Origin of the sequence: Deinococcus aerius (genome assembly GCF_002897375.1) — a bacterium.
In the GTDB taxonomy this organism is placed as follows: Bacteria; Deinococcota; Deinococci; order Deinococcales; family Deinococcaceae; genus Deinococcus; species Deinococcus aerius.
On sequence record NZ_BFAG01000007.1, the window covers coordinates 1 to 23633 of the forward strand.

Here is a 23633-nt window from a genome sequence, read left to right on the forward strand (position 1 = left end):
GCGCGGGCCTGGGCCTCGGGGGACAGGGTGCTGCGGAGGGTGCTCCACTTCTTAGCCACGGTCTTCCTCCTCCCTTTGCAGGGTTTGCAGGTGAGCGTCGTAGAGGTTGTCCGCCTGGGGGACGAAAAAGACGCCCCAGGCTAACTGGGGCGCGAAGACTAGCTCAGCCTAATGTGCTGGATCGAGTATGCAGGCTGAGCGTATGAGCTGGAGCGAACACACCTAAGAAGACATACGTGACGCGCCTCCTATTGAGGCTCAGAATGCACGAGATACGCTCGGGTTCCCCAACCTGTTGCACTCCGTGCAGCCGAGCCTCCGTCCGATGGAATTCCAGCGGGCGGAGCTTCGTTAACCACGCTGGTTCCGACTTTGTACGATGCGGAGGCTCCGCACGTCTGTAGGTCGGCTCACGCTTGGGCAGCCATTCGGTATTACATAGTCTGGGTGGTTGAAACTTCTGTGCCTATGCCCTAGAGTCAACTCGTCAGGCAATCCCGACCATTGCTGTATCAGCCGCCCCGAGCGATAGGGGACTGAAACAGACTTTGCAGCACCGACGGGCTTGCCTGTTTTTCTGCCGTCACCCAATGACGCCTCTCTCTGCCAAGGTCACTCCGTGGACACCTCTTCCGCCCTGCGAAGTCTTTTCGGCCTGAACCCCTACCCCTACCAGCAGCGTGTCGGGGAGACGCTTCTGAGCGGCCGGAACGTCATCCTCCGCGCTCCAACGGGGTCAGGGAAGACGGAGGCGGCCCTCGGTCCTTTCCTGCTGGCCCGGCAGGAGGAGCGCCGGGACTTTCCCCTCCGCTGCATCTTCGCCTCCCCGATGCGGACGCTGGCGCAGGACCTGTATGAGCGTATGGGCGAAGTCAACAAGAAGGCCGCGCTGGGGCTGGATATCCGCCTTCACACCGGCGAGGACCCGCAATCGCCGCTGCTGGAGGGCGACATCATCATCACGACCGTCGACCAACTGCTCAGCAATTACCTGCATGTGCCGTACTCGCAGAGCCAGCGCAGCCGCAACATCGGTGCGGGCGGCGTGGTGGCGAGTTACGTCGTGCTGGACGAGTTCCACCTCTTTGATCCGCAGCGGGCCTTCCGCACCGCCCTGGAGATGGCGCGCGCACTGTCGGGCGTCACGCCTTTCCTGTTCATGACGGCCACCATGTCTGGGGACCTCACACGGGAGCTGGCCGAGGCGGTGGGGGCTGAGTTCATCACGCCGAGCCAGGCGGAATTGGACGTGATGACCAGCCAGCAGAAGACCCGCCAGTTCCGTCAGGTGGAGGCCCCGCTGACGGCGCAGGCCGTGGCCGAGGCGCACGGGCGGCGCAGCATCGCCATCGCCAACACCGTGGACCGCGTGCAGACGCTGTACGCCGATTTGCAGCGGCTTCAGCGCGAGGGGCATCCCAACTTGCAGGGGGTGACCCTCGCCCTGCTGCACTCGCGCTTCTTCCCCACGCACCGGGGCGCCCACGAGCAGCGCCTGAAAACGCTGCTGGGCAGGGAGTCGCAGGAAAAGGTCATCCTGGTCGCGTCGCAGGCGGTCGAAGTCGGCATCGACATCAGCTCCGAGGAACTGCATACCGAAGTCTGCCCCGCGAACGCCCTGCTTCAACGGGCCGGCCGGAATGCGAGGTACGCGGGAGAGCGCGGTGTGGTCAGCGTGTACGCCCTGCCGCTCACGGAGAAGGGCGAGTGGGACGTGTTGCCGTACAAGGGGCAGGAGGACGTGATCCGGGCCACCTGGGAGGCGCTGGCCGAACTGCCCTCACCCGTCCACCCCGAGGCCGAGGATCGGCTGATCGACGCGGTGCATACGGCGGGCGACCGGAAGAACTGGGAGGGATATCTCGCCACCCGCCAGACCACCCACAGCGACAGGATGAAGTCGGCCTTCCTGGGCGACCGGGCCATGCGGCCCGAACTCATCCGCGACATCCAGAACGTCAGCCTGCTGATCGTGCCGCCGGAAACCGACCTGTCCACCTGGGACGAGGTGAACCGCCATGAACGTATCGGCGTGACCTGGGTTAATTTCGCCGCGCTGGAGGCGAACCGTGAGGCATTGGGGCTGAACTTTGACCACGAAGTGAACTGGCTCGCTAGGGTTCCCCGCGAAGTGGAACCGGAGCGCCGGAAGGGCCAGGGCGGGGACAGCCGCCAGCCGACGCGCCTGGAGTGGCTTCCCGTCAATACAGCCGAACAGCTCAGGAACGAGCCGCTGGTCCAGGTCAATCCCACCTTCGTCTTCTACAACCGGCAGGAGGGCTTTCGCTGGACCACCCCCGAAGGCGGGCAACTCGGTGTCGCGGACTTCCCGCCGGTCCACGCGCGCCGCCCCTCTGGTGAGCGGCCCGATTACTGGTACACCTACGAAACCTACGAGGAACACATAGACCGCGTGTTGAAGGCTTCCAGGAAGCACGCCGCCGACGTGTGGCGCGTCTGCCCGAAGGTGGACCAGAAGTTCGGTCTGCCCGCCGGGACGATGGAACTGGCCCTGAAGGCGGCGATTGCCGGGCACGACATCGGCAAGCTGTCTGTGGGCTGGCAGGACTGGACACGCCGCTGGCAGGCCGAGCAGGTGCAGGAATACGCGGGCCGCCTGCTGTGGAATGGCGTGGAGGAAGCGGCGCGGCACGGGGCAAAAGCGCAGGCTAAGGGCGAATACTGCGCCCACACTGATTACCACCCCGCCTACGACAAGGAGCGCAACAAGCGCATGGGACCGCGCCCGCCGCACGCGGGGGAGTCGGCGGCGGTCCTCGTCTCCGCATTTGGTCAGGTGTTGAGAACCAGCATCGGGGATGACCGGAAGGCCCGAAGTGTCATGTTGGGTATCTGCGGAGCCGTAAGCCGTCATCATTCCGCAAGCGCCACGGGGGAGACAGATGCCTGGCGGCTGGATGACGGCGCGTGGCTGGAGATTCGGCGGGTTTTCAAACAGGTTGCCGATGCCGAACTGGATGCCGCTGCCCTGGCGAAGGTTCAGAAGGGAGGCGTCTCCTCTGTCATAAAGCCCCTGCCGCTGTCACCGTCAGACCCGCTTGCCTGGATGATCTATACCCTAACTTCCCGCGCTTTACGCCTGGGGGATACGAGATCCTTTGAAGACGTTCGCTGGAAGGAGGAAACACTTTGACGACATATACGGTGCCGCGCGCGCAGGGAACCTATGCCGATACCTTGCAGGCGCTGGGGCTGGGGCGGCTGCTTGAGGCGCTCAGTGAACAGGGCGAAGTTGTCGTACGGCTGAACGCCGCGCAGGACGCCTTCACGTTGGAAGTTGCTCAACCCATCACTCTTCCAAATGGGACTCCGCCCACGCTCTACGACTACATTAAAACGGATAGGGACGGGAACGCGCCGCCCGACGCATTTGATTACGAGGGCGCGAAGGATCATCGTCAGCGTTTTTTCAAGTGGCGCGAGAACAACAAGAGAGCTTCTCTCGACGACATGCCGGAAGGAATCCACCTCCCGCGCCCCGACTATTCGCTCTATTCCAGTCTGGTGGACATGCTCAAACCCCTGGATACCAGCGGTTACGCCGCCGCCCACCGGGAACTCGCTTCACAACGCTTTGGAGAACATATCGGAATTGCGCTGGAAGTCTTCAGCAGTGATGGTTTACCCCTGGAAAAAGCCGAGGCTGGCCTGAAAAAACGGCTCAAGGGTAACAAGGCCAACGAAGTTTCCATCGTTCAGATCTTCAACCCCATGACCGGCAAAGGCATGAACTCGCCCAAGGCCAACAGCATCGGGATGAATCAGGCGAAAGCGCCGCTGGTGCTGGAAGCCCTGAAGTACACGGGCTGGTTTGTGGGCGCCGTGGCCGTGACGCCGAGAGGGAGCAAAGACCTCAAGGTGCTGGTGGTCCAGCCCACCGACATTGAGCTGGAGACATTGCGGCAGGTAATGAATGCCTTTCGCCGGGACTTCATGGGCGGCGGAGCTATTCAGGTGGACATCCTCGCGGCGTTGATCCTGACAGAGACACTGTTGAAGTACCACGAGTCTCAGGAAGCGGACTGGCTCACTCCCATGGAAGCTCTGTCCGGTTTCCAGATCGCCTACTTCCAGAACCTCGGCAGCGCGAAGGGCGTGACGAACATCTCCTTCATCGCCCTGCCCGCCTGGGTGCGGCTCGACGGCGACGAGGCCGAAAAGAAGCGGCAACTCTGGCTGGACGTGCTGAAGGAGCACCGGCAAGTCATCCGCAATCTGGATGAGAGCCATTCGGAGGAGCGCAACCTGCTGGAGAAATACCGCGACTTCCTGAGTGGTCAGGACGTGCGGGCTTTTCTGGAGTTCCTGTCGGACTACGGGCCGCACGCGCTGCGGCTGGCCGACAGGGGCAAGTACGCGCTCTGGATGACCACGGAAAACCTGGGGAGGGTCCTGAACAACATGGAGAGAAACGACATCACCAGCATCATCACGAACAGCGGTTTTCAGAGCGTGGCCGGGGCGATCCGGCGGGCGACCCGCACCGCGCTCTACACCCGCAAACTCAGCGGCGACCGGACCTACGACGTGCATTACGGTCTGGCGCAGGAACTCAAGCGCAGCGCCGTGACCAAGCCGAAGTTCATGGCCGCCCTCGCGGACTTCGTGGCCGAATACATGACCGAGAACCTCCGTGCTGCCGACCGGGGCAAGCGTGGCCGCGCTCCCGTGACCACCGAGGACCTGCTGGAAATCGGCAGGCTGCTGGACGAACACGACCCGCAGATGGTGGCGATGCTGCTGATCGCCTACGGCTACGCCAAGGAGCCCAGAGAAGAGACGCCCGAACCCGAAGCCACCACCCAGCCTGAACCCAATGTGGAGGAACAAGAATGACCCTGCGTACCCTGTCCATCTCCGGCCTCGCCACCCTGAACCTGCACTCGCTCAACAACGAGGGTGGCGAGGGCAATCACATCCAGACCCGCATGGTGGATGTGGTGACGGCGGATGGTGAACTGCATCCCGTTAATGCTGTGTCCGGCGACATGTTCAAGCACATCTTCGCGGAGCATTTCCACGCCGTCGTGCAGGAAATGGGGCTGACGCTGTGCGCGGGCTGTCGCACGCTGAATGCGAACCGGTTGAACGCCGCCTCCGACTTCGAGCAGGCCACCAAGGGGAAGAGCAACGCCGAAGTCCTTGATCTGCTGCCGAATGCCTGTGCGCTGGATGACGTGGCCGGTATCCTCATCACGCAGGGTAACCGCAGCCTGGGGCGCAAGAGCGTGGTGGAGTTCTCCTGGGTGCCGGGCGTGCCGGAGAAGGTCAAGACGGGCAGCTATTTCCACGTCAAATACGATCCGCAGGGGCGGGGCAAGACGGGTTCGGACGACGGCAGCAACCGGGGGCAGGCCATCTTCCACCGGCCCGCATCCAGCGGTCAGTACGCGCTGGTCGCCCACCTGGAGGCGCACCGCATCGGCCTGAACGACATCACGCGCGAGTACGCCATCGACGAGGCCGAGCGGCATAGGCGTCTGACCGCCGTGCTGCGGGCGCTGACGCAGACCTTCCTCCATCCCGGCGGCGCGATGCGGAACACCCAGAGTCCGCACCTGACCGACTTCCGGGGCGTCATCACGACCAGCGACCACAGCGTGCCCGCGCCGACCGTCAGCGCCCTGAACCCCGAGTTCGAGGCGCAGGTGGAGCAGATCGCGGGGGCGCTTTCCAGAATGAGCGGCCGACCCATCGGCGTACAGAACTTCGACTCCCTGGGCGCCTTTGCCGAGGCGATGAGCCGAACCCTGCCGTCATGACCTGGCTGGTGGCGACGTACGAGCCGACGGCCCTCTTCAGCCTCAAAGACTCGCAGGCGACGAGTGCCGCTGGGAAATCCCTGCTGGTGCCGAGTCCCTACGCGGTCAAGACGGCCCTGATCGACGTGGCCGTGAACTGGCAGGGGGTGGCCTTCGCTCAGGAGGTCTTCGGCTGGCTGCGGCGTCTCGCTGTGCGGAGCAGCCCGCCGCGGTGGGCCTGTGTGACGAATGCCTTTGTGAAAGTGCAGCGCCCACCCAAGAATGCCGAGCCGGGCAATCCCTTCAAGCCGACGGTGGCTTTCCGGGAATACATCCAGTTTCGCGGCGAGTTGCGCCTGGCGTTCGAGGTCTCCGGTTTGAAAGTCGACCAGCGGCAACTTCTCTCTGAACTCCTGATGCGGCTGAACATGCTGGGCAAACGGGGCGGCTTCATTCAGTGGCTGGACAGCGCGGAACTCTCCGAACTGGACGCTACCTTTGTTACCCATACGGGCGACCCGCGCACCACCCTCAGCGGGGCCGTGATGCACTATCTGGACGATTACGGCCCAAAGATGACCTGGGACAAGCTCAGCACCTTCACGGCAGAGAAGCCTGACCGCATGGTGGTTTCAGCCCTGGTGCCTTACCGGTTGGTGCGCTCCAGCAAGAGGTCCACGCTCTATCAGCGCACAGGGTGACTTACCCCAGGCCCAGATGCACCTTCAGCCTCCTGTCCAGTTCCGCCATCTGGGCCGCAGTCAAGCTGCCGAGGTAACGGCCGAAACGGGTGCGGTTCAGACCACGAATGTAGTTCAGTTGGACACGGCTGGCTTCCAGGAGGCCGCAGCTCCCGGCGGGCAGCATGACGTCGAATGGATATTCCCGACTGACGTTGCTGGTCACCGGCGCGACGACCAGGTGGGGCAGGGTGTCGTTGGCGATATCGTTGGTTAGAAGGACGGCGGGCCGGGTACGGGCAGGCTCACCGGGAACGCTGGGTTCAAAGTTGACCTGGTAGACATCGCCACGCCTCATTCCTGCTCCTGCATGGGGAGACCCAGCCACGCTTCGGCTTCGGTCTGGGCCTCCCGGTCCTGGGCGTAGTCGCGGGCGAATTGTTCGTATTCGGCCCTCAGTTCCTGCCGCCGCAAAGCGTGAGCGGCGGCCTCGACCGCGGCGCTGAATGACGGCAGGTTGTGGCGTTGTTGATAGTGCTCCAGAAAGGAGATGACCTGGGGGTCAAACACGACGTGCTTACGGTGGGCTTGACTCATGCACAAAGTCTTGCACACCATACGTGTGCTGATGGTGCGTCATCCGGTGACGCCTCCTCATGTCACGCTGGTCCCATGACTGGAGCCCCGCCACTCCCGATGCCCGACGAGCCGTACGTGAGCTGGGCGTACAGCGACGCGAGTATGCAGCCTTACGCCCGCCACGCGGTTCTCGCGGCGGTGTTGCCTGGGAAGAGCGTCGTGCAGGAGGCGCCGGTGACCTCGGTGGCCGAGGCGGAGCTGCTGGCCGCGGAACTCGCCGTGCTGCACGCGCCCGCCCACCTGCCGCTGCGGCTCCATGTGGACAGCGCGTTCGTGATCCACGCGCTCACCGGGCAGCATGGGCAGGGGGCCGCCTTCCTGGGCCTGGGCGAGCGCATTCTGGCCCTGGCCGGGGCGCGGGGAATCGAGCTGGAACTGGTGAAGGTCACCTCGGCGGAAAACCGCGCCCACTGGCCTGCCCTGTCCCGCTACCGCAGCCTGGAAGACCGGCCCCGCCGGGTGTACGACCTTCAGGTCAAGGGGCCGCTGGTGCGGGTGCGTGGGGACGGGGTGGAGTTTCGCCGCGTCTATGAGGCCCCGGCGGGTTTCTACGCCGTTTGCGACCTCGCGGAGCAGCTTCCGGCCGGTGTGATCGCCCTGGTCAGGGGCCTGATGCCGCTGGCCTGGGCCTACTGGCATAACCCGGGAACGGGGGGAGCCCGGGTCAGGAAGCGGGCCGAACAGGCCCTGAAGGTGCTGGCAGAGAAGAACAGCGATCTCCAGGTCTGGAAGGGGGACAGGCCCAGGTTTCAGAGCGTCACTGGATGACGCTTCCCCATGTCACCCTGCCCGCATGAACCTCATCATCTCGGAGCGGGGCACCTTCCTGGCCCTGCGGAGCGAGCGGCTGCAACTGCGGCACCCGGGGCAGGAGACGCGGGAGGTGGCCCTGCGCGACCTGGAGACCGTCACGGTGACGACCACCGCCTGCACCCTCAGCGCCGAGGCCATCCGCGCCTGCGCGAAATTCGGCGTGCAGATCGACCTGGTGGACGGGCTGGGCGCCCCCTACGCCAAGTTCAGCAGCCCGTTCCTGGTGGGCACCGTCAGCACCCGCCGCGCCCAGATGGGGGCCTACCTCACCCCGGCGGGCGTGGAGGTCGCCCGGCATGCCATCCGCGCCCGGCTGCGGAACCAGGCCAGCCTGCTCAAGTACTTCGGCAAGTACCGCAAGGAGGCCGATCCCGCCGCGTACGAGGCGATCCAGCGTGCCCTCCCCGGCCTGAGCGCGCTGGAGGCCGAGCTGGACGCGCGGCAGGGCGGGTGCATTGACGACCTGCGCGATGTGCTGCTGGGGATCGAGGGGCGCGGCGGCGTGATGTACTGGGGCGCGGTGGCGGCGCTGCTGCCCGCCGACCTCGCCTTTCCGGGCCGCCTGGGGCGCGGGGCGACCGACCCCACGAACATGACGCTGAACTACGGCTACGGCATCCTCTACGCGCGGGTGGCGGGGGTGCTGGCGACGGCGGGCCTGGAACCCTTCGCGGGCTTCCTGCACACCGACCGGCCCGGCAAACCCAGCCTGGTGCTGGACTTCGTGGAGGGTTTTCGCGCCGCCTGCGTGGACCGGCCCGTCCTCGCCCTGCTGGGCCGTGGCTGGCGGCCCGAGACCGACGAACACGGCAAGCTGACCCCGGAGACGCGCCGGCGGATCGCGACCGCCGTGAATGACCGTCTCGACACCCGCGACGTGGTGGGCGGCAAACGCTTCCGTCTCCAGAACATCATGGTGATGCAGGCCCGCCGCCTCGCGGGCTTCCTGCGCGGGGAGGGCGACTATCCCGTGTACGTCGCGAGTTGGTGAGCCGTGCCGAGACTGCTGCAAGACCCCCGCAAGGCCGGACAGCCCACCCTGGTGCTGTACGACGTGCAGGACGACAAACGCCGCGCGAAGGTGATGAACGCCTGCAAGGATTACGGCCTGGCCCGCTGGCAGTACAGCGCCTACCACGGGCGGTTGACGGGCGCGGCCCGCCGCGAACTGGAAACGCGGCTGGAAAAGGCTCTGGGGGACAGCCCCGGCCTGATCGCCGTCCTCCAACTCGAACAGTGGCAGATCGATGACGCCACCATCCTCCACCAGGAGGCGGAAGATGCCTGAGCCGCTGCTCATCACGCCCACCGAACTGCGGCAGCACCACTACTGCCCCCGCGTGGTCTTCTTCGAACGCTGCACGCCCGTCCGGCGGCGCGAAACCGTGCTGATGACCCACGGGCGCGAGAAGCATCAGACCGAACTGCTCCGGGAACGGCGGCGCACCCTTTCCCGTTACGACCTGGCCGAGGGCGAACGCCGCTACGACCTGCGGCTCACCAGCCCCGCGCTCGGCCTGACCGGCGAGCTGGACCTGCTGATCGTGGACGGCACGCTCGCCTTTCCGGTCGAGTTCAAGCACACCTCGCGCCCGCCCGACCCCGGCCACAAGCTGCAACTGTGCGCCTACGCCCTGCTGGTCGAGGCCGAACTGCACCTGAGCTGCCCCCACGGCTACTGGCACAGCAGCCGCACCCGCCAGACCCACACCATCCCCTTCGACACCCGGCTGCGAAACCGCACGCGGGCCGCCATCGAGACATTGCGCGGCTTCATCCTGGCCGAACGCTGCCCGCCGCCCACCCCTCAGGCGACCAAGTGCCTGGAATGCGAGCTGCGAAACTTCTGCGGGGATACGCTGTGACGCCGCAAGAGGCTGGCCTGCTTCCGGGCAGCGGTCATCTGCGAGCCGTGCAGGACGCGCGTTCGGGCAACTTGCGGGCGGTGGCTGACGTGGGGGCGCCGCCCGGAGGTGGAAACAGCGTGGGGAGCGGCCCGCAAATGGCGAGGACCACGGCCGGGGGTCGCGGTTTGCGAAGCCGCCCGATGAACTATGCTAAATGCCGCAGCCACCGCGCCGCGCGCCCCATGACAACAGAGATGACAAACGGCCCAGCCTCGCGAAATAAGCCGTTTCAATGATTTCCCCGAGCGATAGGGGACTGAAAGGCCCGCTTCCAGCGGGAGCGGGGAACGACCTGGTCGTGTTTCAATGATTTCCCCGAGCGATAGGGGACTGAAAGTTCTGCTCGTCCTCGACCTCGCCGCCGAACACGGCGTGTTTCAATGATTTCCCCGAGCGATAGGGGACTGAAAGTGGTGGAAGTCGCGCATCCCGCCCAACCACCACCAGTGTTTCAATGATTTCCCCGAGCGATAGGGGACTGAAAGCCGGCCCCCCGGCTGGGCGAGACGAAACACCAGCTCGTTTCAATGATTTCCCCGAGCGATAGGGGACTGAAAGGTAACATGGGTAGACTCAGGCAGGGGGGAGAGGAGTGGGTTTCAATGATTTCCCCGAGCGATAGGGGACTGAAAGTCGCCGAGACCGAGCGCGGCGCCGTGGTGCTGGCCGGTTTTCAATGATTTCCCCGAGCGATAGGGGACTGAAAGTGGCGCACCCTGCTCATCTCGCAGCTCGACCTCGAGGTTTCAATGATTTCCCCGAGCGATAGGGGACTGAAAGGCGACCCTCACCACCGTGGCGTCCGCGCCCCAGCATGTTTCAATGATTTCCCCGAGCGATAGGGGACTGAAAGCCCGGGGTGACGCGTGCGGCGAACAACGTGACGAGGTTTCAATGATTTCCCCGAGCGATAGGGGACTGAAATAGCGGGACGACCGAACGGCACACGGCACGGTGCGCGGTGGGGTGTCCGCGCGGCGGGGCGGGGGGTTTCAACGACTTCCCCGAACGTTAGGGGACTGAAAGTTTTTCTCGCCGATCAGGATGCGTTGCAGTTCGGCAGCGTTTCAACGACTTCCCCAAGCGATAGGGGATCAAAAGGGCGTTTGTGGCGGGTGAAACGGGCGTGTCCGCGTCGTTTCAACGGAGGTGACCGCTCATTCCTGACGTGCGCCACTCTCTGGACCGCGATTGGGAGGGGCGCGACCCGTGGGTGCAGTTCTCGTTGGGGGCTCAGCCTTCCGCGTTCGGGAAGCGCAGCAGCGCCGCCGCCTCCCCCGCATGTGTCCGCAGGACCACCGGTGACAGGGCCACACGCCGAAACGCCTCCACCAGCGGGTGGGCCGCCCCCCCCGGCGTCATGACGGCTCCGATGGTGCGCCACAGCGGCGTGGGGAGGGGCTGGACGCGGACGCCCGGAGGCAGCGGCGTCACCACGAGGCGCGAGAGGATGGTGAACCCGTGCCCCTCGGCGACCATGCCCAGGGCCACGGCGGGGTCGCGCAGCCGCACGGCGGGTTGTGGGGGGCGCGAGCAGTGGGCGATATGGGCGGCCAGGTGCGGGGCGCAGTCCTCGTCGCACACGATGTAGGCGGCGCGGTGCAGGTCCTCCCAGCCCCGCAGGGGGGGCGCGTCCGCCGCCCGGACGATCAGGTACTCGTCCGCGAAGAGGGGCCCCGTCACCAGGCCCGCCCGCATGGGCAGCCGCCCCAGCCCCAGGTGCGCCTCGCCCCCCGCGACCATCCGCTCGATGTCGTCGTGCTCACCGCTCGTGTCGTGGACGGCCACCCCCACGCCCGGGTACAGCTCCCCGAAACGGCGCAGGGCCGGGGTGACGAAGTGGCGCAGAACACTCCGGCACGAGGCGACGTGCAGGGTGCCGCTCAGGGCGGAGGAGCCCCGCGCCGCCAGCGCCATCGCTTGCAGGGCGTGGAAGGCGTGGCGTGCGTGTTCCAGGACACGCTCACCCCCGGGCGTGAGCCGGGCGCCATGCCGTCCCCGCTCGAAGAGGCACAGCCCCAGGGCGTCCTCCGCCGCGCGCACCGCGTGGCTCACCGTAGACTGCGCCACCCCCAGCCGCAGCGCCGCCTCCCCGAAGCTGCCCGCCTCCGCCACGCCGATCAGGGCCGAGAGCTGCGTGGCCGTCAGCGGCGGCAGGTCGGGCTTTCCTGGGGGCTTCACCGCCGCAGTCTATCGAGAACTTCGGTGGAAGGCCCCGGCAGCATCGGCCCGCCGCGTTGTCCCATGGCGGGCGGACCCGGATAATCGGGGGCACACTTCATCAATCCCAGGAAAGGACGCATGCGCCCAGCCCATCTCATTCCCGGCCTCCTCGCCCTCCTCGGCCTCGCCCACGCGGGCGGCTCGTCCAGCCCCACCGCCCTCGCCCCTCCACCCCTCGCCGCCCGCCCCGTGCGTGAGCTGCAACTCGCCGCCGCGCCGGACGGGTCGCTCGTCCTCGCCGTCATCGCGGACGAGGGCCGCTACAGCAGCGGGCGGGGCACCTTTACCGGCCGCCTCCTGACGGCCTGGCGCCTCACGAACGGAACCTGGCGACAACTCGGCCGCGTGCTGAACTACCGCCAGCCGCGCCCGCTGGCCGACCTGAATCTCGCCCTCGACGAGCGGGGCACGCCCGTGCTGGCCTGGAACGAGAACTACGGCGACAACAACGTGGTCGAGTTCCGCGCCTGGAAGGGCGGCGCGTGGACCGACTGGGGCACGCGGTATCTGGGCGAGGACGTGACCTACGCGGCCCGCACCCGTGCCCTGGCCGCCCGCGGCGGCGAACCCGTCCTCGCCTGGGGGGAGACGCTGCGGGACCCGCCCGGCAGCCGCCTCACCGTGCGGAGGTGGAACGGGCAGAGTTGGGGGCGTGGCCCGGCCTTCAACGACCTCCGCGCCTTCTCGCGCGCGCCCGCCCTGGCCCTCGACCCGGCGGGGCGGCCCACGGTCGCGTGGCTCCAGGGCGAGGTGCTGGCGAGCAATGTCCTCGCGGCGCGCTGGAATGGCGCGGCCTGGGAACCGCTCGGCGGGCCGCTGGGCCGCCGCCCGAATACCTACGTCGCCTCGACGCGCCTCGCCCTCGACACTCAGGCCCGGCCCATCGTCGCCTGGCTGGAGGACGTGAATGGGCAGGACACGCTGTTCGCCTCCCGCTGGACGGGAGCGCGCTGGGTGCCGCTGGGTGGGGCGGTGAGTTCGGGCCTCGCCTCCTCCCCGTCGCTCACGCTGGACCGGGGGGGAAACGCCGTGCTCGCCTGGGTGGAGGAGCGGGGAGGGGTGGGCCAGGTCCGGCTCGCCCGCTGGAACGGCTCGGCGTGGCGGGACTTCGGGGTCTTCAATGCGGACGCCCGGCGTGACGCCCGCTCGCCGTCGGTCACCGTGGAGACCTCGGGCAGGATCGTCCTGGCCTGGCGCGAGGACGTGGACGGCGTGTACAGGGTGGAACTGCGGCGCCTGACCCCGTGAGGTGGCGGGGGCACCCCCACCTTCCCCCTATAGGTTGACTTCCCCCGGCCCAAAGCCCTCTACCCTGTTCCCATGCTCGACCTCACCCAAGTGCTGCTCAGCGCGTCCTACCTGGGGATCTTCGCCATCGTCTTCGCAGAGACGGGGCTGCTGCTGGGCTTTTTTCTGCCGGGAGACAGCCTGCTGATCACGGCGGGCCTGCTGGCGCGGCACGGCAGCCTGCACCTGCCGGGCATCGTGATTGCCGTGGCGCTGGGCGCGATCATCGGGGCGAGCGTCGGCTACCTCATCGGCCACCGCTACGGCCCCGGCCTGTTCCGGCGGCAGGACAGCCGCCTCTTTCGCCCGGAGTACGTCACGCGCACCCAGGAATTTTTCGCGCGGTACGGGGGCTTGTCGCTGATCCTGGCGCGCTTCGTGCCGGTCGTGCGGACCGTTGCCCCGCCGATGGCGGGCGTGGGCCAGATGCCCTACCCCCGCTTCCTGACGTACAACATTGTCGGCGGGCTGCTGTGGGCCGTCAGTGTCCCCGTGCTGGGTTACTGGCTGGGCGGGCTGATCCCCAACCTCGACCGCTACATCCTGCTCGTGGTCGGCGCCGCCGTGGTCCTGAGCCTGATTCCCGTGGTGCTGGAGGTGCGGAAGCTGCGGGCCGGGCGGTCGTAGTTGGGCCGAGTTCCCGTTGGGTCAAAAGCAAACCTCCCGGCTCACGCGGTCCGGGAGGTTTGAAGGTTGGGCAGCTTCAACGCTGGCCGAAGTCCAGTGGGCCACCCATGATGACTGGCAGATTCGGCCGTGTAGGAAGCTGAAGGGGCTGCGCCGGAAGGGGAAGCTTATCCTTTGGCCTTGGAGCGTGAGGGCGAGTCACCGTTACCTGTCCCCAAATTCCTTGGCGCCACCATCAGGTTGAATCACTCCACGCTGACCGAAATCCTTGGGGCCAGCCAGGGGTTGTACCAGATTGTCGGGCTGGGTCACGCCACGTTGACCGTAATCCTTGGCCCCGCCAGCCTGTGCCCCCGTAAGTACCCCTAGGAGGACCACCAACAGCACCGTGCCTACTTTGCGTCCCGCGTTAACTTTCATATCGCTAACATAAAGGCCGAGACGTATAAGGATTGGGGGACCGTTCGTGAACGATATTGAGGGGCAATTCGAGGCCGGGCAATTCGGGGCCGTCGTCACGGCTCTGGCGGGAAACGCCAGTACGGCGCGCGAGCATGCGCTCCTCGGGATGTCCCTGCTCTACTGCGGACGGCTGGAGGAAGCGGAGCTGGCCCTGACCAAGGCCAGCCTGCTCGGCGAGCCCGAGGGGCAGGTGGAACTCGGCAATGCGCTGCGGCTCCTGGGCCGTTTTGACGAGGCGGCCACGCACCTGCAAGCTATTGCCCCCAATCTGACAGGGGAATTACAACTGCGCTGCCTGCGGTGGTGGGGCGTGGCGGAGTTCCAGGCCGGACAGACGCAGGAGGGCCTCAGGCGCGTGGAGCGGGCGTGGCACGGCTACGTAGCCATGGGGAACGAGGAATCGACCGCTCGCATCACGGTTTCACTGGCGCAGATGCACATGGCACTCGGCAATCACCGTCGTGCCCGGCTGTTGCTCTCCGAGGCGGTGGAGATCCTCCCCGTTCTCCCTGATCCCGCGCCGCGCCTGAGTGCGCTCAAGGCGCTGCTGGAACTCCAGGTCGCGCAAGGGGAATTCGCCCAGGCCCGCGAGACCTTGCAGTCGGCCAAACAAACCCTCGCCCAGGCGGATTCCCCCCGGTTGCGCGTATTGTTGCTCGGTGCGGAGGCCGAACTCCTGCGCCTGAGCGGTGACTACTCCGGCTACCTTTCCCTGCTCGAGGACCTGCGGCTGCGGGCGGAGGGGTTGCAGGACCACAACCTGCGGGTCTGGGCGATCTCGCGGCTGGCCGAACACCAGAGCCTGACCGGGCAGCACAGCCGGGCGCTGTACACCCTGCTGGGCTTCGAGCGCCCGCCCGCCGAGTGGCCCGCCGAGCTGTGGGCGACGAGCGGCGTGCTGGCCCGGCGCCGGGGTGACCCTGGGGGCGCGGCGACGGACCTGGAGCGCGCGGCGCAGATGCTGCGGGAGGCGGGCAATATCCCCGAACTCGTGCGCGTGCAGCTTCACCAGGCGGCGGCGACCCTGCAACTGCGGCAGGAGGAGGTGACGGCCGCCCTGCTCAAGGAGGCGCTGACGAACATGCTGCGGCTGCGCCAGCTCAGCGAGTTCCGCCCTGACCTGGAGGAGTTGCGCGAACTGCTGCACTACGCGGTGCTGGAGCCCGAGATCGCGCCCTACATGGAGCCGCTGCTGGACAACCTCGCCAACCTGGCCGGGGCGCCCCGGCTCCCCGAGGACGGCGTGGTCTCCGTGCAGGTCACGACGCTGGGCCGCACGTCGGTTCGCCAGGACGGCCAGGAGATCAAATTCACCTACGCGGGCACCGTGCCGCTCCTCGTGTATATCGCCCTGAGGCCGGGGCGCACGCGGGCGGAGATGCAGCTCGACCTCTTCCCGGAAAAGGACGCCAAGAGCGGGGCGGCGTACATGCGCCAGTGCCTCAAGGAGCTGCGCGACCGGCTGGGGCCGCAGATCGTGCGCTTCAAGGGGCCGCACCAGGCGCCGCGCTACTCGCTGGGCCGCGACGTGCATGTGGACCTGGACCTGCTGCACCTGCGCGAGGCCCTCTCGGGCGGCGAGGTGGCCCGCGCGCTGGCGCTCTACCGCGGCCCCTTCCTGCCCGAGCTGGAGGAGAGCGAGTGGGCGGCGCAGTTGCGCGACGAGGCCCTGCTGTCCCTCACCTTCGAGCTGCGCCGCCAGATCGACCGCTACCAGGCGGCGGGCGACTGCCGCCGGGTGGTGCTGCTCGCCAACCAGTACCTGCGGATCATCCCCTACGAGCCCGAGGTGCTGGAGGTCCGCCTGCGGGCGGCCGAGACCTTCGCCGCCCCCCAGGAGCTGGCGAGGTACACCGCCGACCTGCGCCGCATGTTCAATTAAGCCTGACCGCGCCGCGCCGCCCGCCTGAGGGGGAGGGGTGGCCCGCGCAGTCAGGCTGCAATCACGCGGGGGGCCGTACCCTCACCGCACGTCGCCGGAGGGCGGCGTCGGGAGGTCCACGACATGAACGAAGACGGCCACGTCCTTTGCCCGGCCGAGCATCAGCTCTACCTGCTGCGCGTCTGGTACGAACTCGACGGGGCGCGGCCCGTGTGGCGCGCCTCCATCCTGCTGCACGCTGACCCGCAGCGGCGGTACTTCGCCACGCCCGGCGCGCTCCTCCACTTTCTGGGTCAGCACCTCCAGAACGGTCAACCTGCGGGGGTGGGGGAGGGGAGAGGGGGGGCGCCGTGAGCAGAGGCCGTGCTGCCGCGCCGCGCCATCGGCCCGCGCCTGTCCTATGCTGGGCTCAACCATCCCCCTCATCCCCTCCGGGAGGCTGCATGTCCTTTCGCGTGCTGTATGCCCCGCACCCCCCGCAGTTCACCCTGGACCTCACCGCTGAGCAGTTTGCCCGCTGCGACGCGCGCTTCGCCGACCTGCGGGCGCTAAGGGCGCGCGGCGCGCTCGGCCTGGCCGTGCAGGACAGCGCGGACCTGCTGGGGGCCCACCTGATCCTGCGGGAGGGGGAGGGGGAGTGGCGCGGCACCCCCGGGGTCCTCGACGAGGGCGGCGCGGGCGGCCCGCCCCTGCCCTTCCGCGAGTGGAGTGAGGCCGAGCTGGAGCGCCGCCTCGGCATGGACCTGGGGCAGCCCCGGGTGCGGGAGGTGGATTCGGCCCGCCTGGGCGCGGAACTCCTCTCGTGGCCCGTGGGCACCGTGTACATCTTCCTGTCGGACGAGGGGGCACCCCACCCCGGCCTGGCTCGCCGCCTCAATCTCGCCAGCTTCTTCGACCGGCTGGAGGTCGAGTTCCTCGCGCGGGGCGGGTTTGAGGGCGTCGCCGCCGTGCGGGCCTGCCGCCTGACCGGGGACGGGACCCACGAGGTGCTGCGCGCCCATCCCCACCCCGTCTCCTGGGGAAAGGTGCCCTTCCCCGCGCCGTAGCGGCTCCGGCGCGTGCGGAACACAGGCCCAGTCCCGGCGCCATCGGCCCGCCATCCTCTCTCCCTCCTGCGGTGTGCCCCAGCGTTCAAGGACGCTGGGGCACACCGTGGACAGGACCAAGGCCGCGGGCGCCCTCATGCTCGCCAGCCTGCTCGCGCTCGGCGTCGGCCAGGCGGACACGCGCAAGCCCACCCCCTACACGATGACCGGCGTGGTCGTGAACTCGTCAGGCCAGCCGGTCGAGGGCGCCCGGATCTTTGCCGACAACACGCTGTACCACAACATGAACGCCACCGGGTACACGGACGCCAAGGGCCGCTCCACGGTCAAGCTGCCGAAGAACGAGATCGGCACTTGGGCGCCGGGCGCGTATGTGAACCGCAATTACCACAGTGTGACCTATGAGTTCCGGCTGTGCGACGACAATAACAAGGCCTTTGCCACTGCTGAGGGAGTCATTTGGAACTTCGTGTGGAGGCTGAGCGGCGAGCTGCCGGACGGGAACGGGTACCTGGGGGAGAAGGTGCTCGTGTACAGCGGCGAGGGCGTCGCCTACAACCAGAAGGTTGAGGTGACCCTGACGCCCGACGGTCCCTGGTGGAGGGCAGCCCTGGCAAACCCATCACCCGCACTGTGGAGGGCGGACGCATTGAGGACGTGCCGGTGAGCCGGTACCGGGCGACGGCCCGGCTGCTGCGGGCGGGCCAGACGCCGCTGCCTGTGCTGGTGAGCGTGGGGCAGGGCGGGAGCTACGCCCCCTCGGCGACCGCCGACTTCGAGAAGTCCTCCTCCGGCACCACGATGGAATTCACCGCCAAGGCGCCCTGAGGGGAGCGCGGTGCTGGCTCCTGCCACTCGCCAGCCATCCCCCCTTGTCTACCGTGGCGTCACGCTCGCCGAGAGCGAGGACACCTAGGAGACCACCATGAAGACGAAAGCCCCTCTGACCCTCGCCGCCCTCCTGCTCACTGCTCTGCTCGCCGCCTGTGGGGGCGGGACCCCTCCGTCCTCGGACGGGGGCACGGGCACCCCGCCCCCGACCAGCGGCGGGGGCACCGGGACCGGTTATTCGTCCGTGCCCACCGACCTCCAGGGCGACTGGCAGGCGGGCGAGGCCTCACCCATCGGCTACTACGACCCGAGCAGCGGCGCGTGGCAGGGTGCGACCGGCAGCAGCTTCATCCTCAAGCTGCGCGCGGACGGCACGTACTCGTACACCGGCCTGCTGGCGGTGGGGAGCGGCTCGTGCCAGAGCAAGATCTTGAGCACAGAGACGGGCCGGGTGACCTTTGGTGGCGACAAGATGACCTTCACGCCCACCGAGGGCGACGTGCAGTCCACGGTCTGCGGCGGCCCCGTCAAGCATGCCCCCGTCACCCCCTCGGTGCGCCGCTGGGCGCTGAGCGTGGATAACTACGGGAAGGAAGCCCTGTTCACTCAGCTTCAGGACGGTTCGGGCGCCCCGGATGCCTTCTACCGCACCGACCGGCCCGGCAAGACGTATCCCAAGATTGGCATTCGCGGCACCGTGACGGCGCCCGAGGGCCGCAGCGTGGCAGGCACCCTGGTGGTCGCCTGCTACGCCGAGGACCCCACCTGTCAGAGCCCGGCCACCAAGATTCAGCCGGTGCAGGGTGGCGGCACCTTCGCCTTCCCGGCCTTGGAGGACCGCCCCTATGTGCTGAGCGCCGTGCAGGACAACAACGGCAACGGCGTGGTGGACAGCGGCGACCTCGTGGACGTGTACAGCACCACGGACGCCCCCGGCGCCCGGCCCAGCGTCCGCCCCCCCAACGACGACACGCACCTCGATCTCGTTTCGGTCAAGTGATACGTATTCCGAGAATTTCCGTACCCTTACGGAAATTTTCCGAGCGGAGCGAGCAGGAAAAGATACGGGTTCCGCGCAGTGGAGGAGCATCCGGTGCCGTCCCGGATGATACGGAATGAAGCGGAATCCGTATGAGATGAACGGCCCCGTTTCTCAGGCCACCCGGCCGACCAGCCCCAAGGAGAACACCATGAATGTCCGCACCCTCGGCCTTCTCACCATGCTCTGCGCGCCCACCATGCTCATCGACGGCTTTCGCCACGGGATGCAGCGCACCCTCAACGGCGAGAACGACCTGCTGGGCAACCTGCTCTACATGGCCTTCGCGGTCGGCTGGTGGTGCGCGATGCTGGGCCTGAAGCGGCTGCACGCCACCGGGCGCGGCAAGCTCGGGCGGTTCATCGTCACCCTGCCGCTGGTCACGATCTTCCTGGCGATCCTGCAGAGTCCCCTCGACATTCTGCACTTCGACATGGGGAGCCCGCTGTACATGGTGACGGACCTCGCCTGGCCGCTGAGCATGGTCCTCACCTTCGTGGTGAGCGTGGCCGTGCTGTTCGCCCGCCAGCTGCCGCTGCCCCACCGCCTCGCGCCCCTGTTCTGCGGCATCTCGCTGCCGGTGGGCTTCGCCTACATGGCCTTTGCCCGGTTGCAGGACATGCCCATCGCCGAGTTCGGCTGGCACACGGCCATCGGCTGGTTCCTGCTCGGGCTCAGCCTGGTGGCCGCGCGCCCCCGCGAGGAGCGGCAGACGATCCTGGCCGCCGCCTGAAACAGAACCTACGGGAAGGGCGGGGAGGCGCGGATGAGCCCCCCGCCCTCCTTGATGTACCTCTCGGGGGATGGATGAGATCAGCCCGTGGGCCCCGAGCCGCCCCTCTGCCATCTGCCAGCCACTCACCCCGGCGTAGGGTCAGCGCATTCAAGCCGCACGACGCAGCGCGAAAGGAAAGCCTGATGAAGCACGCCCGCCTGTCCGCCCTGACCCTCCTCGCCCTCTCGCTCGTCGCCCCTGCCTGCGCGGTCGGGTCCGCCCCGGCAAAGCCCACCCCCTGGGTCATGACAGGAGTGGTGCGAAACGCGGCGGGCCAGCCACTGGCAGGAGTCGAGGTCGTCGCTGACAACACCGTGTACTACGACATGAACGTGGTCGGAAAGACGGACGCCCAGGGACGCTACCGCCTGGAACTGCCCCACGCCATCGGCACCTGGCGACCCTATGCGTCGATCCAGCGCCCGTGGGGCGATCAGGTCTTCAAGTTCACGGTCTACCCCGACGACGACTCCGCTTTCCAGGCACAGGTCGGGGCAGTGCGGAACTTCGTGTGGCGCCTCCAGGGCAAGTACGGGGACGGCGTGCTCGGCCAGAAGGTCAACGTCTACTCCGGCGACGAGAAGGTGGACATGAACACGCTCGAATTCACCTTCACTCCCGTCGGCCCCCTCATCGACGGCAGTACGGGGAAGCCCTTCACCCGCAGGGTCACCGGCAGCACCATCGGGGACGTGCCCGTGGGCCGCTACCGGGTTACCGCCACACACGCGCCGGACGGCAGGCGTGAGGCGCTGGAGGTGCGGGCCGAGGGGCAGGACGACTACGGCGCCTCGACCGTGGGCACGTTCCGCGAAACCCTGTACGGGATTCGAATGGAACTGTCCTCCCGCACGCCGCAGAAGTAGGACGGGCCAGGCGGCACCGACTCCAACACGGAGGGCACGGGGGAAGCGTCCTCGCCTCCCCCGTGCCTTTGGTGATGTTGCTGGTGGAGCGCCGGGTGTTCCCACCGCCCGTTAGCTGGGCTGCCCCCTCAGCCGTGGAAGTGGAAGCGCCGCGCCCCGTCTTTCGAGGTCAGGCGCACGACCTCCCGCAGCCCGACGGCCTCGTAGGCCGACCGTTGAGTCTCGGCTCCGCGCCGGGAGCCGTACACGACGCTCCCAAACCACCACGCCTCGGCCAGCCAGCGGCGCACGGCCTCCAGAAATTGCCGCTCGAACTCGGGGTCCGTGCCCCGGCGCAGCCAGTATTCCACCCGCACATCGGCCCGCGCGAGAGCCTCACGCTGGTCGGGGCTCGCGTCGTAGTTGTCGAGAAAGGGGGCCACCTCGCTGAGGTAGAGCGAGCCCAGCAGGGTCCGCTCGTCCGGCGTGAAAATGCTGAAGCCGTAGGCCTTGTCCCGGTCGTGTTCGCCGATGTGCATGTGAAGGTCTTCGAGGTTGGCCTCGGCGGTGAAGCTGTCCTCGGGCCACTCGGAATCGCTCCAGACGCGCAGCTCCTCTTTCGAGTCCATGACCGCCTCGTAGTCGAGGGCGTTGTCCTCCGGTCGCTGGCGACGCAGCGTGAAGAGAGGCCTGGTGAGCGAGTCGGGCACGGGGAGCCGGTCGGGGTTCAGGGTCATGGGATCAACCTGCCCGGCCCGGGATGATTGGCGCGTGGCACCACCCTGGGAGAGCGTCTGGCCGCTCATTCCAGGCGCCGCACCAGGGCCACGTGGTCTTCCCGGAACCCGGCGCGCTCGTAGAAGGCCCGTGCCCGGGTGTTGTCCCAGGACGTCTTCAGCATGATTTCAGCCGCACCCCTCGCCCTGGCCCAGGCCACGATGGCCTCCATTAGAAAGGTGCCGACGCCCTGGCCCTCCGCCTCCCCAGTCACCGCCAGATCCTTGACGAAGGCGCTCCTCTCTTTCGGGTTCCAGTACAGCAGGGTGAAGCCCAGCGGGCGGCCCTCCCCGTCCTGCGCGATGAGGACGGCTGAGCCCTCCTCCGGCTCGTGGAGCGCGCCGGTGAACAGGTCCTCGTAGTCCGCCGTGAGCGCGTCCCGGTCACGCCACGCTGGGGCCGTGACCGTGAGGCGGGGGGCCAGGCTGAGCATGAAGGGGAGATCGGCGGGGGTGGCTTCCCGCAGGGAGAGGTGCTGAGTCATGGGACGAGCATAGGGAACCAGGAATGGCGAGCGGGTGACAATCGATCATCCTCCGCCAGGCTCTGCCCTGCTTCACCCGGGTCAGGGGTGGAACGCCACCGGGCAGCACCTCACCCGGTGCCATCCGCCAGCCACCCACCCTTCCCTACGGTGTCCTCCGAACGAAGGAGGAACGATGACGAGAACGACGAACCTGAAAGGCGCGCTGGGGTTGGGGCTCCTGACCCTCTCGCTCATGAGCTGCGGCGGGGGCGCTCCGGGAACACCGGACACGGGCGGCGGCACCCCCGGCGGACAGTCCGGCAGTGCGGTGGTGGGACCGGGCGGCGGGACGCTCACCTCCGCCGACGGGCGGGTGCGGGTGACGATTCCGGCGGGGGCGCTGGGCAAGGACACCACCCTCTCGGTCCAGCCCATCACGGCCACGGCGCCGCACGCGCGGCTCGCCTATCGCCTGTCCCCAACGGATGTGACCCTCGCCAAGCCGGCGGAACTCAGCCTGAATTACGGAACAGCGGGGCTCGCCGCCGAGACCCCCTCGGTGGGGTCCGTGCTCGCCGTGCGGGACGGGAACGGCACATGGCAGGCGAACCTGGGCACGGTGCAGGACCGCGCGGCGCACACCCTCAAGATGAACCTGCGCGGCTTCGGGGACTTCGCGTGGGCGGAGGCCATCCGCCTGTCGCCGGAATCGGCCACCGTGGAGACGGGCGGCAGCGTTGGACTCGCCGTGAACCTCTGCGTGGACGACACGGCGTACGACCCGAACACACCGCTCGACCTGATGCTCGCGCCCCTGGTGGACACGTGCAGGCCGTCGCGGCTGGGACCGCTGGCGAATGGCTGGGCCGTGAACGGTCACCCGGGCGGGACCTTCGAGATCGGGACCGTCAAGAAGATCGACGGGACCGAGGCGCGCGGCCAGTACCTCGCGCCGCTCTCGGTGCCCACCCCGAACCCCGTCGCCGTCACCGTGAACTGGGGCAAGGGCGCGAGCGCCGTCACGCTCGTCTCCACCATCACCGTGAGGGACGACGAGCAGCCGCCCTGCACCCAGGAGAACGCCCCTGACCGCTGGGCGGGCACCACGACGGCGACCATGCTCGTGAACGGCCTGCACGAGACGATGAAGGCGAAGGTGGGCTTCGTGCGCGACCCCCTCGACCCCGCGCAGCCGGACCTCTGCACCTACCACGTCGAGAACGGCACGGTGACCTGGAGCCTGTCGGACACGGTGGGGGGCTGCACCTACAGCGCCGGTCCCGTCACGCTGCCCATCGCCCCGGAGGACGGCCAGCTCACCCTGGATACGGGCACGAGCCCCATCACCTACAGCGGGTCGGGGGGAACGAGCGGCCAGGCGACCGTCTCCGTGACCTGCCCGGACCGGTCCCTCTCCTACTCGACCGTCGTGGGCATCGGCGGCTGGCTGACCATCCCCGCCGACCGGACCTGGAACGTCTCGGCGGATGGCCGAAGCCTCGCGGGCGAGTACAGCCTGGGCGAGAACCGCTGGACCTGGGCATTCAGCCACGAGAAGTGAACCCCGAACCT

The 23633-nt window shown here is 67.8% G+C and carries 24 protein-coding genes and 1 CRISPR repeat array; of the genes, 19 read left to right on the forward strand and 5 right to left on the reverse strand.

All coding sequences use genetic code 11. The features are described 5' to 3' along the window. Nucleotides 1-619 precede the first annotated feature (619 nt). Genes cas3 through DAERI_RS10690 form a run of 4 tightly spaced genes read left to right on the forward strand, consistent with a single transcriptional unit; the run spans nt 620 to nt 6463 of the window. A complete protein-coding gene (cas3, locus tag DAERI_RS10675) occupies nt 620-3154 on the forward strand; it encodes a CRISPR-associated helicase Cas3' (RefSeq protein WP_103129419.1) in 2535 nt (844 codons plus the stop codon). Next, complete coding sequence (locus DAERI_RS10680; protein ID WP_235610342.1) at nt 3151-4857, forward strand: hypothetical protein; 1707 nt, start codon at nt 3151-3153, stop codon at nt 4855-4857. The genes cas3 and DAERI_RS10680 overlap by 4 nt, the downstream gene beginning before the upstream one ends. Continuing rightward, the gene (locus tag DAERI_RS10685) at nt 4854-5783 is read left to right on the forward strand and encodes a DevR family CRISPR-associated autoregulator (protein WP_103129420.1); all 930 of its coding nucleotides are present in this window, start codon (nt 4854-4856) and stop codon (nt 5781-5783) included. Before DAERI_RS10680 ends, DAERI_RS10685 begins: the two co-directional genes overlap by 4 nt. After that, entirely contained in the window at nt 5780-6463 is a 684-nt protein-coding gene (locus DAERI_RS10690; RefSeq protein ID WP_103129421.1) for a hypothetical protein, read from the forward strand. Before DAERI_RS10685 ends, DAERI_RS10690 begins: the two co-directional genes overlap by 4 nt. Nucleotide 6464: 1 nt before the next feature. Here DAERI_RS10690 and DAERI_RS10695 read toward each other — a convergent pair whose 3' ends face one another. Together DAERI_RS10695 and DAERI_RS10700 are read right to left on the reverse strand one after the other, a co-directional pair. Continuing rightward, nucleotides 6465-6800 carry a type II toxin-antitoxin system PemK/MazF family toxin gene (locus tag DAERI_RS10695; RefSeq protein ID WP_103129422.1) on the reverse strand — a complete coding sequence of 112 codons (336 nt, stop codon included), beginning with the start codon at nt 6798-6800 and terminating at the stop codon, nt 6465-6467. Next, nucleotides 6797-7039, reverse strand: coding sequence for a hypothetical protein (locus tag DAERI_RS10700; protein ID WP_133162009.1), 243 nt, complete (start codon nt 7037-7039; stop codon nt 6797-6799). Before DAERI_RS10700 ends, DAERI_RS10695 begins: the two co-directional genes overlap by 4 nt. 75 nt (nt 7040-7114) lie before the next feature. Between DAERI_RS10700 and DAERI_RS10705 the strand changes: the two genes are divergently transcribed. Genes DAERI_RS10705 through cas4 form a run of 4 tightly spaced genes read left to right on the forward strand, consistent with a single transcriptional unit; the run spans nt 7115 to nt 9759 of the window. Further along, nucleotides 7115-7849, forward strand: coding sequence for a hypothetical protein (locus DAERI_RS10705; RefSeq protein WP_133162010.1), 735 nt, complete (start codon nt 7115-7117; stop codon nt 7847-7849). A 25-nt stretch (nt 7850-7874) separates the two neighbouring features. Beyond that, the gene (gene cas1, locus DAERI_RS10710; RefSeq protein ID WP_103129425.1) at nt 7875-8885 is read left to right on the forward strand and encodes a CRISPR-associated endonuclease Cas1; all 1011 of its coding nucleotides are present in this window, start codon (nt 7875-7877) and stop codon (nt 8883-8885) included. A 3-nt stretch (nt 8886-8888) separates the two neighbouring features. Next, on the forward strand, nt 8889-9182 hold the full coding sequence (cas2, locus tag DAERI_RS10715; protein WP_103129426.1) for a CRISPR-associated endonuclease Cas2: 294 nt from the start codon (nt 8889-8891) through the stop codon (nt 9180-9182). Then, nucleotides 9175-9759, forward strand: coding sequence for a CRISPR-associated protein Cas4 (gene cas4 / locus DAERI_RS10720; protein ID WP_103129427.1), 585 nt, complete (start codon nt 9175-9177; stop codon nt 9757-9759). Before cas2 ends, cas4 begins: the two co-directional genes overlap by 8 nt. Before the next feature lie 268 nt (nt 9760-10027). Beyond that, nucleotides 10028-10902: direct repeats of the CRISPR family, unit length 37 nt; unit sequence GTTTCAATGATTTCCCCGAGCGATAGGGGACTGAAAG. A gap of 132 nt (nt 10903-11034) precedes the next feature. Here the strand turns inward: cas4 and DAERI_RS10725 are convergent. Further along, nucleotides 11035-11982: a LysR family transcriptional regulator gene (locus DAERI_RS10725; RefSeq protein ID WP_103129428.1), complete on the reverse strand. Its 948-nt coding sequence runs from the start codon at nt 11980-11982 to the stop codon at nt 11035-11037. Between the two features lie 120 nt (nt 11983-12102). Between DAERI_RS10725 and DAERI_RS10730 the strand changes: the two genes are divergently transcribed. The 10 genes from DAERI_RS10730 (at nt 12103) to DAERI_RS10775 (ending at nt 20839) form a co-directional block, all read left to right on the forward strand. Continuing rightward, nucleotides 12103-13272, forward strand: coding sequence for a hypothetical protein (locus tag DAERI_RS10730; protein WP_201262731.1), 1170 nt, complete (start codon nt 12103-12105; stop codon nt 13270-13272). A 72-nt stretch (nt 13273-13344) separates the two neighbouring features. Next, nucleotides 13345-13938 (forward strand): DedA family protein, encoded by a 594-nt coding sequence (locus tag DAERI_RS10735; RefSeq protein ID WP_103129429.1) that lies wholly within the window; start codon nt 13345-13347, stop codon nt 13936-13938. A gap of 466 nt (nt 13939-14404) precedes the next feature. Then, the gene (locus DAERI_RS23085) at nt 14405-16282 is read left to right on the forward strand and encodes an AfsR/SARP family transcriptional regulator (RefSeq protein WP_103129431.1); all 1878 of its coding nucleotides are present in this window, start codon (nt 14405-14407) and stop codon (nt 16280-16282) included. A gap of 123 nt (nt 16283-16405) precedes the next feature. Then, nucleotides 16406-16636: a hypothetical protein gene (locus DAERI_RS10750; protein ID WP_103129432.1), complete on the forward strand. Its 231-nt coding sequence runs from the start codon at nt 16406-16408 to the stop codon at nt 16634-16636. 89 nt (nt 16637-16725) lie between these two features. Beyond that, entirely contained in the window at nt 16726-17328 is a 603-nt protein-coding gene (locus DAERI_RS10755) for a hypothetical protein (protein WP_103129433.1), read from the forward strand. Nucleotides 17329-17434: 106 nt separating this feature from the next. After that, nucleotides 17435-17995, forward strand: coding sequence for a carboxypeptidase-like regulatory domain-containing protein (locus tag DAERI_RS10760; protein ID WP_103129434.1), 561 nt, complete (start codon nt 17435-17437; stop codon nt 17993-17995). Beyond that, on the forward strand, nt 17992-18156 hold the full coding sequence (locus DAERI_RS22400) for a hypothetical protein (protein WP_165794160.1): 165 nt from the start codon (nt 17992-17994) through the stop codon (nt 18154-18156). Before DAERI_RS10760 ends, DAERI_RS22400 begins: the two co-directional genes overlap by 4 nt. A gap of 97 nt (nt 18157-18253) precedes the next feature. Further along, complete coding sequence (locus DAERI_RS10765) at nt 18254-19159, forward strand: hypothetical protein (protein WP_103129435.1); 906 nt, start codon at nt 18254-18256, stop codon at nt 19157-19159. Nucleotides 19160-19349: 190 nt separating this feature from the next. After that, on the forward strand, nt 19350-19931 hold the full coding sequence (locus tag DAERI_RS10770) for a hypothetical protein (protein ID WP_133162011.1): 582 nt from the start codon (nt 19350-19352) through the stop codon (nt 19929-19931). 185 nt (nt 19932-20116) lie between these two features. Further along, nucleotides 20117-20839: a carboxypeptidase regulatory-like domain-containing protein gene (locus tag DAERI_RS10775; protein WP_103129437.1), complete on the forward strand. Its 723-nt coding sequence runs from the start codon at nt 20117-20119 to the stop codon at nt 20837-20839. Between the two features lie 128 nt (nt 20840-20967). On the opposite strand, the gene DAERI_RS10780 is transcribed toward DAERI_RS10775, so the two are convergent. Next, nucleotides 20968-21555 carry a hypothetical protein gene (locus DAERI_RS10780; RefSeq protein WP_103129438.1) on the reverse strand — a complete coding sequence of 196 codons (588 nt, stop codon included), beginning with the start codon at nt 21553-21555 and terminating at the stop codon, nt 20968-20970. Nucleotides 21556-21620: 65 nt separating this feature from the next. Next, complete coding sequence (locus DAERI_RS10785) at nt 21621-22079, reverse strand: GNAT family N-acetyltransferase (RefSeq protein WP_103129439.1); 459 nt, start codon at nt 22077-22079, stop codon at nt 21621-21623. A 175-nt stretch (nt 22080-22254) separates the two neighbouring features. Between DAERI_RS10785 and DAERI_RS10790 the strand changes: the two genes are divergently transcribed. Next, entirely contained in the window at nt 22255-23622 is a 1368-nt protein-coding gene (locus DAERI_RS10790; protein ID WP_103129440.1) for a hypothetical protein, read from the forward strand. Nucleotides 23623-23633: the final 11 nt, after the last annotated feature.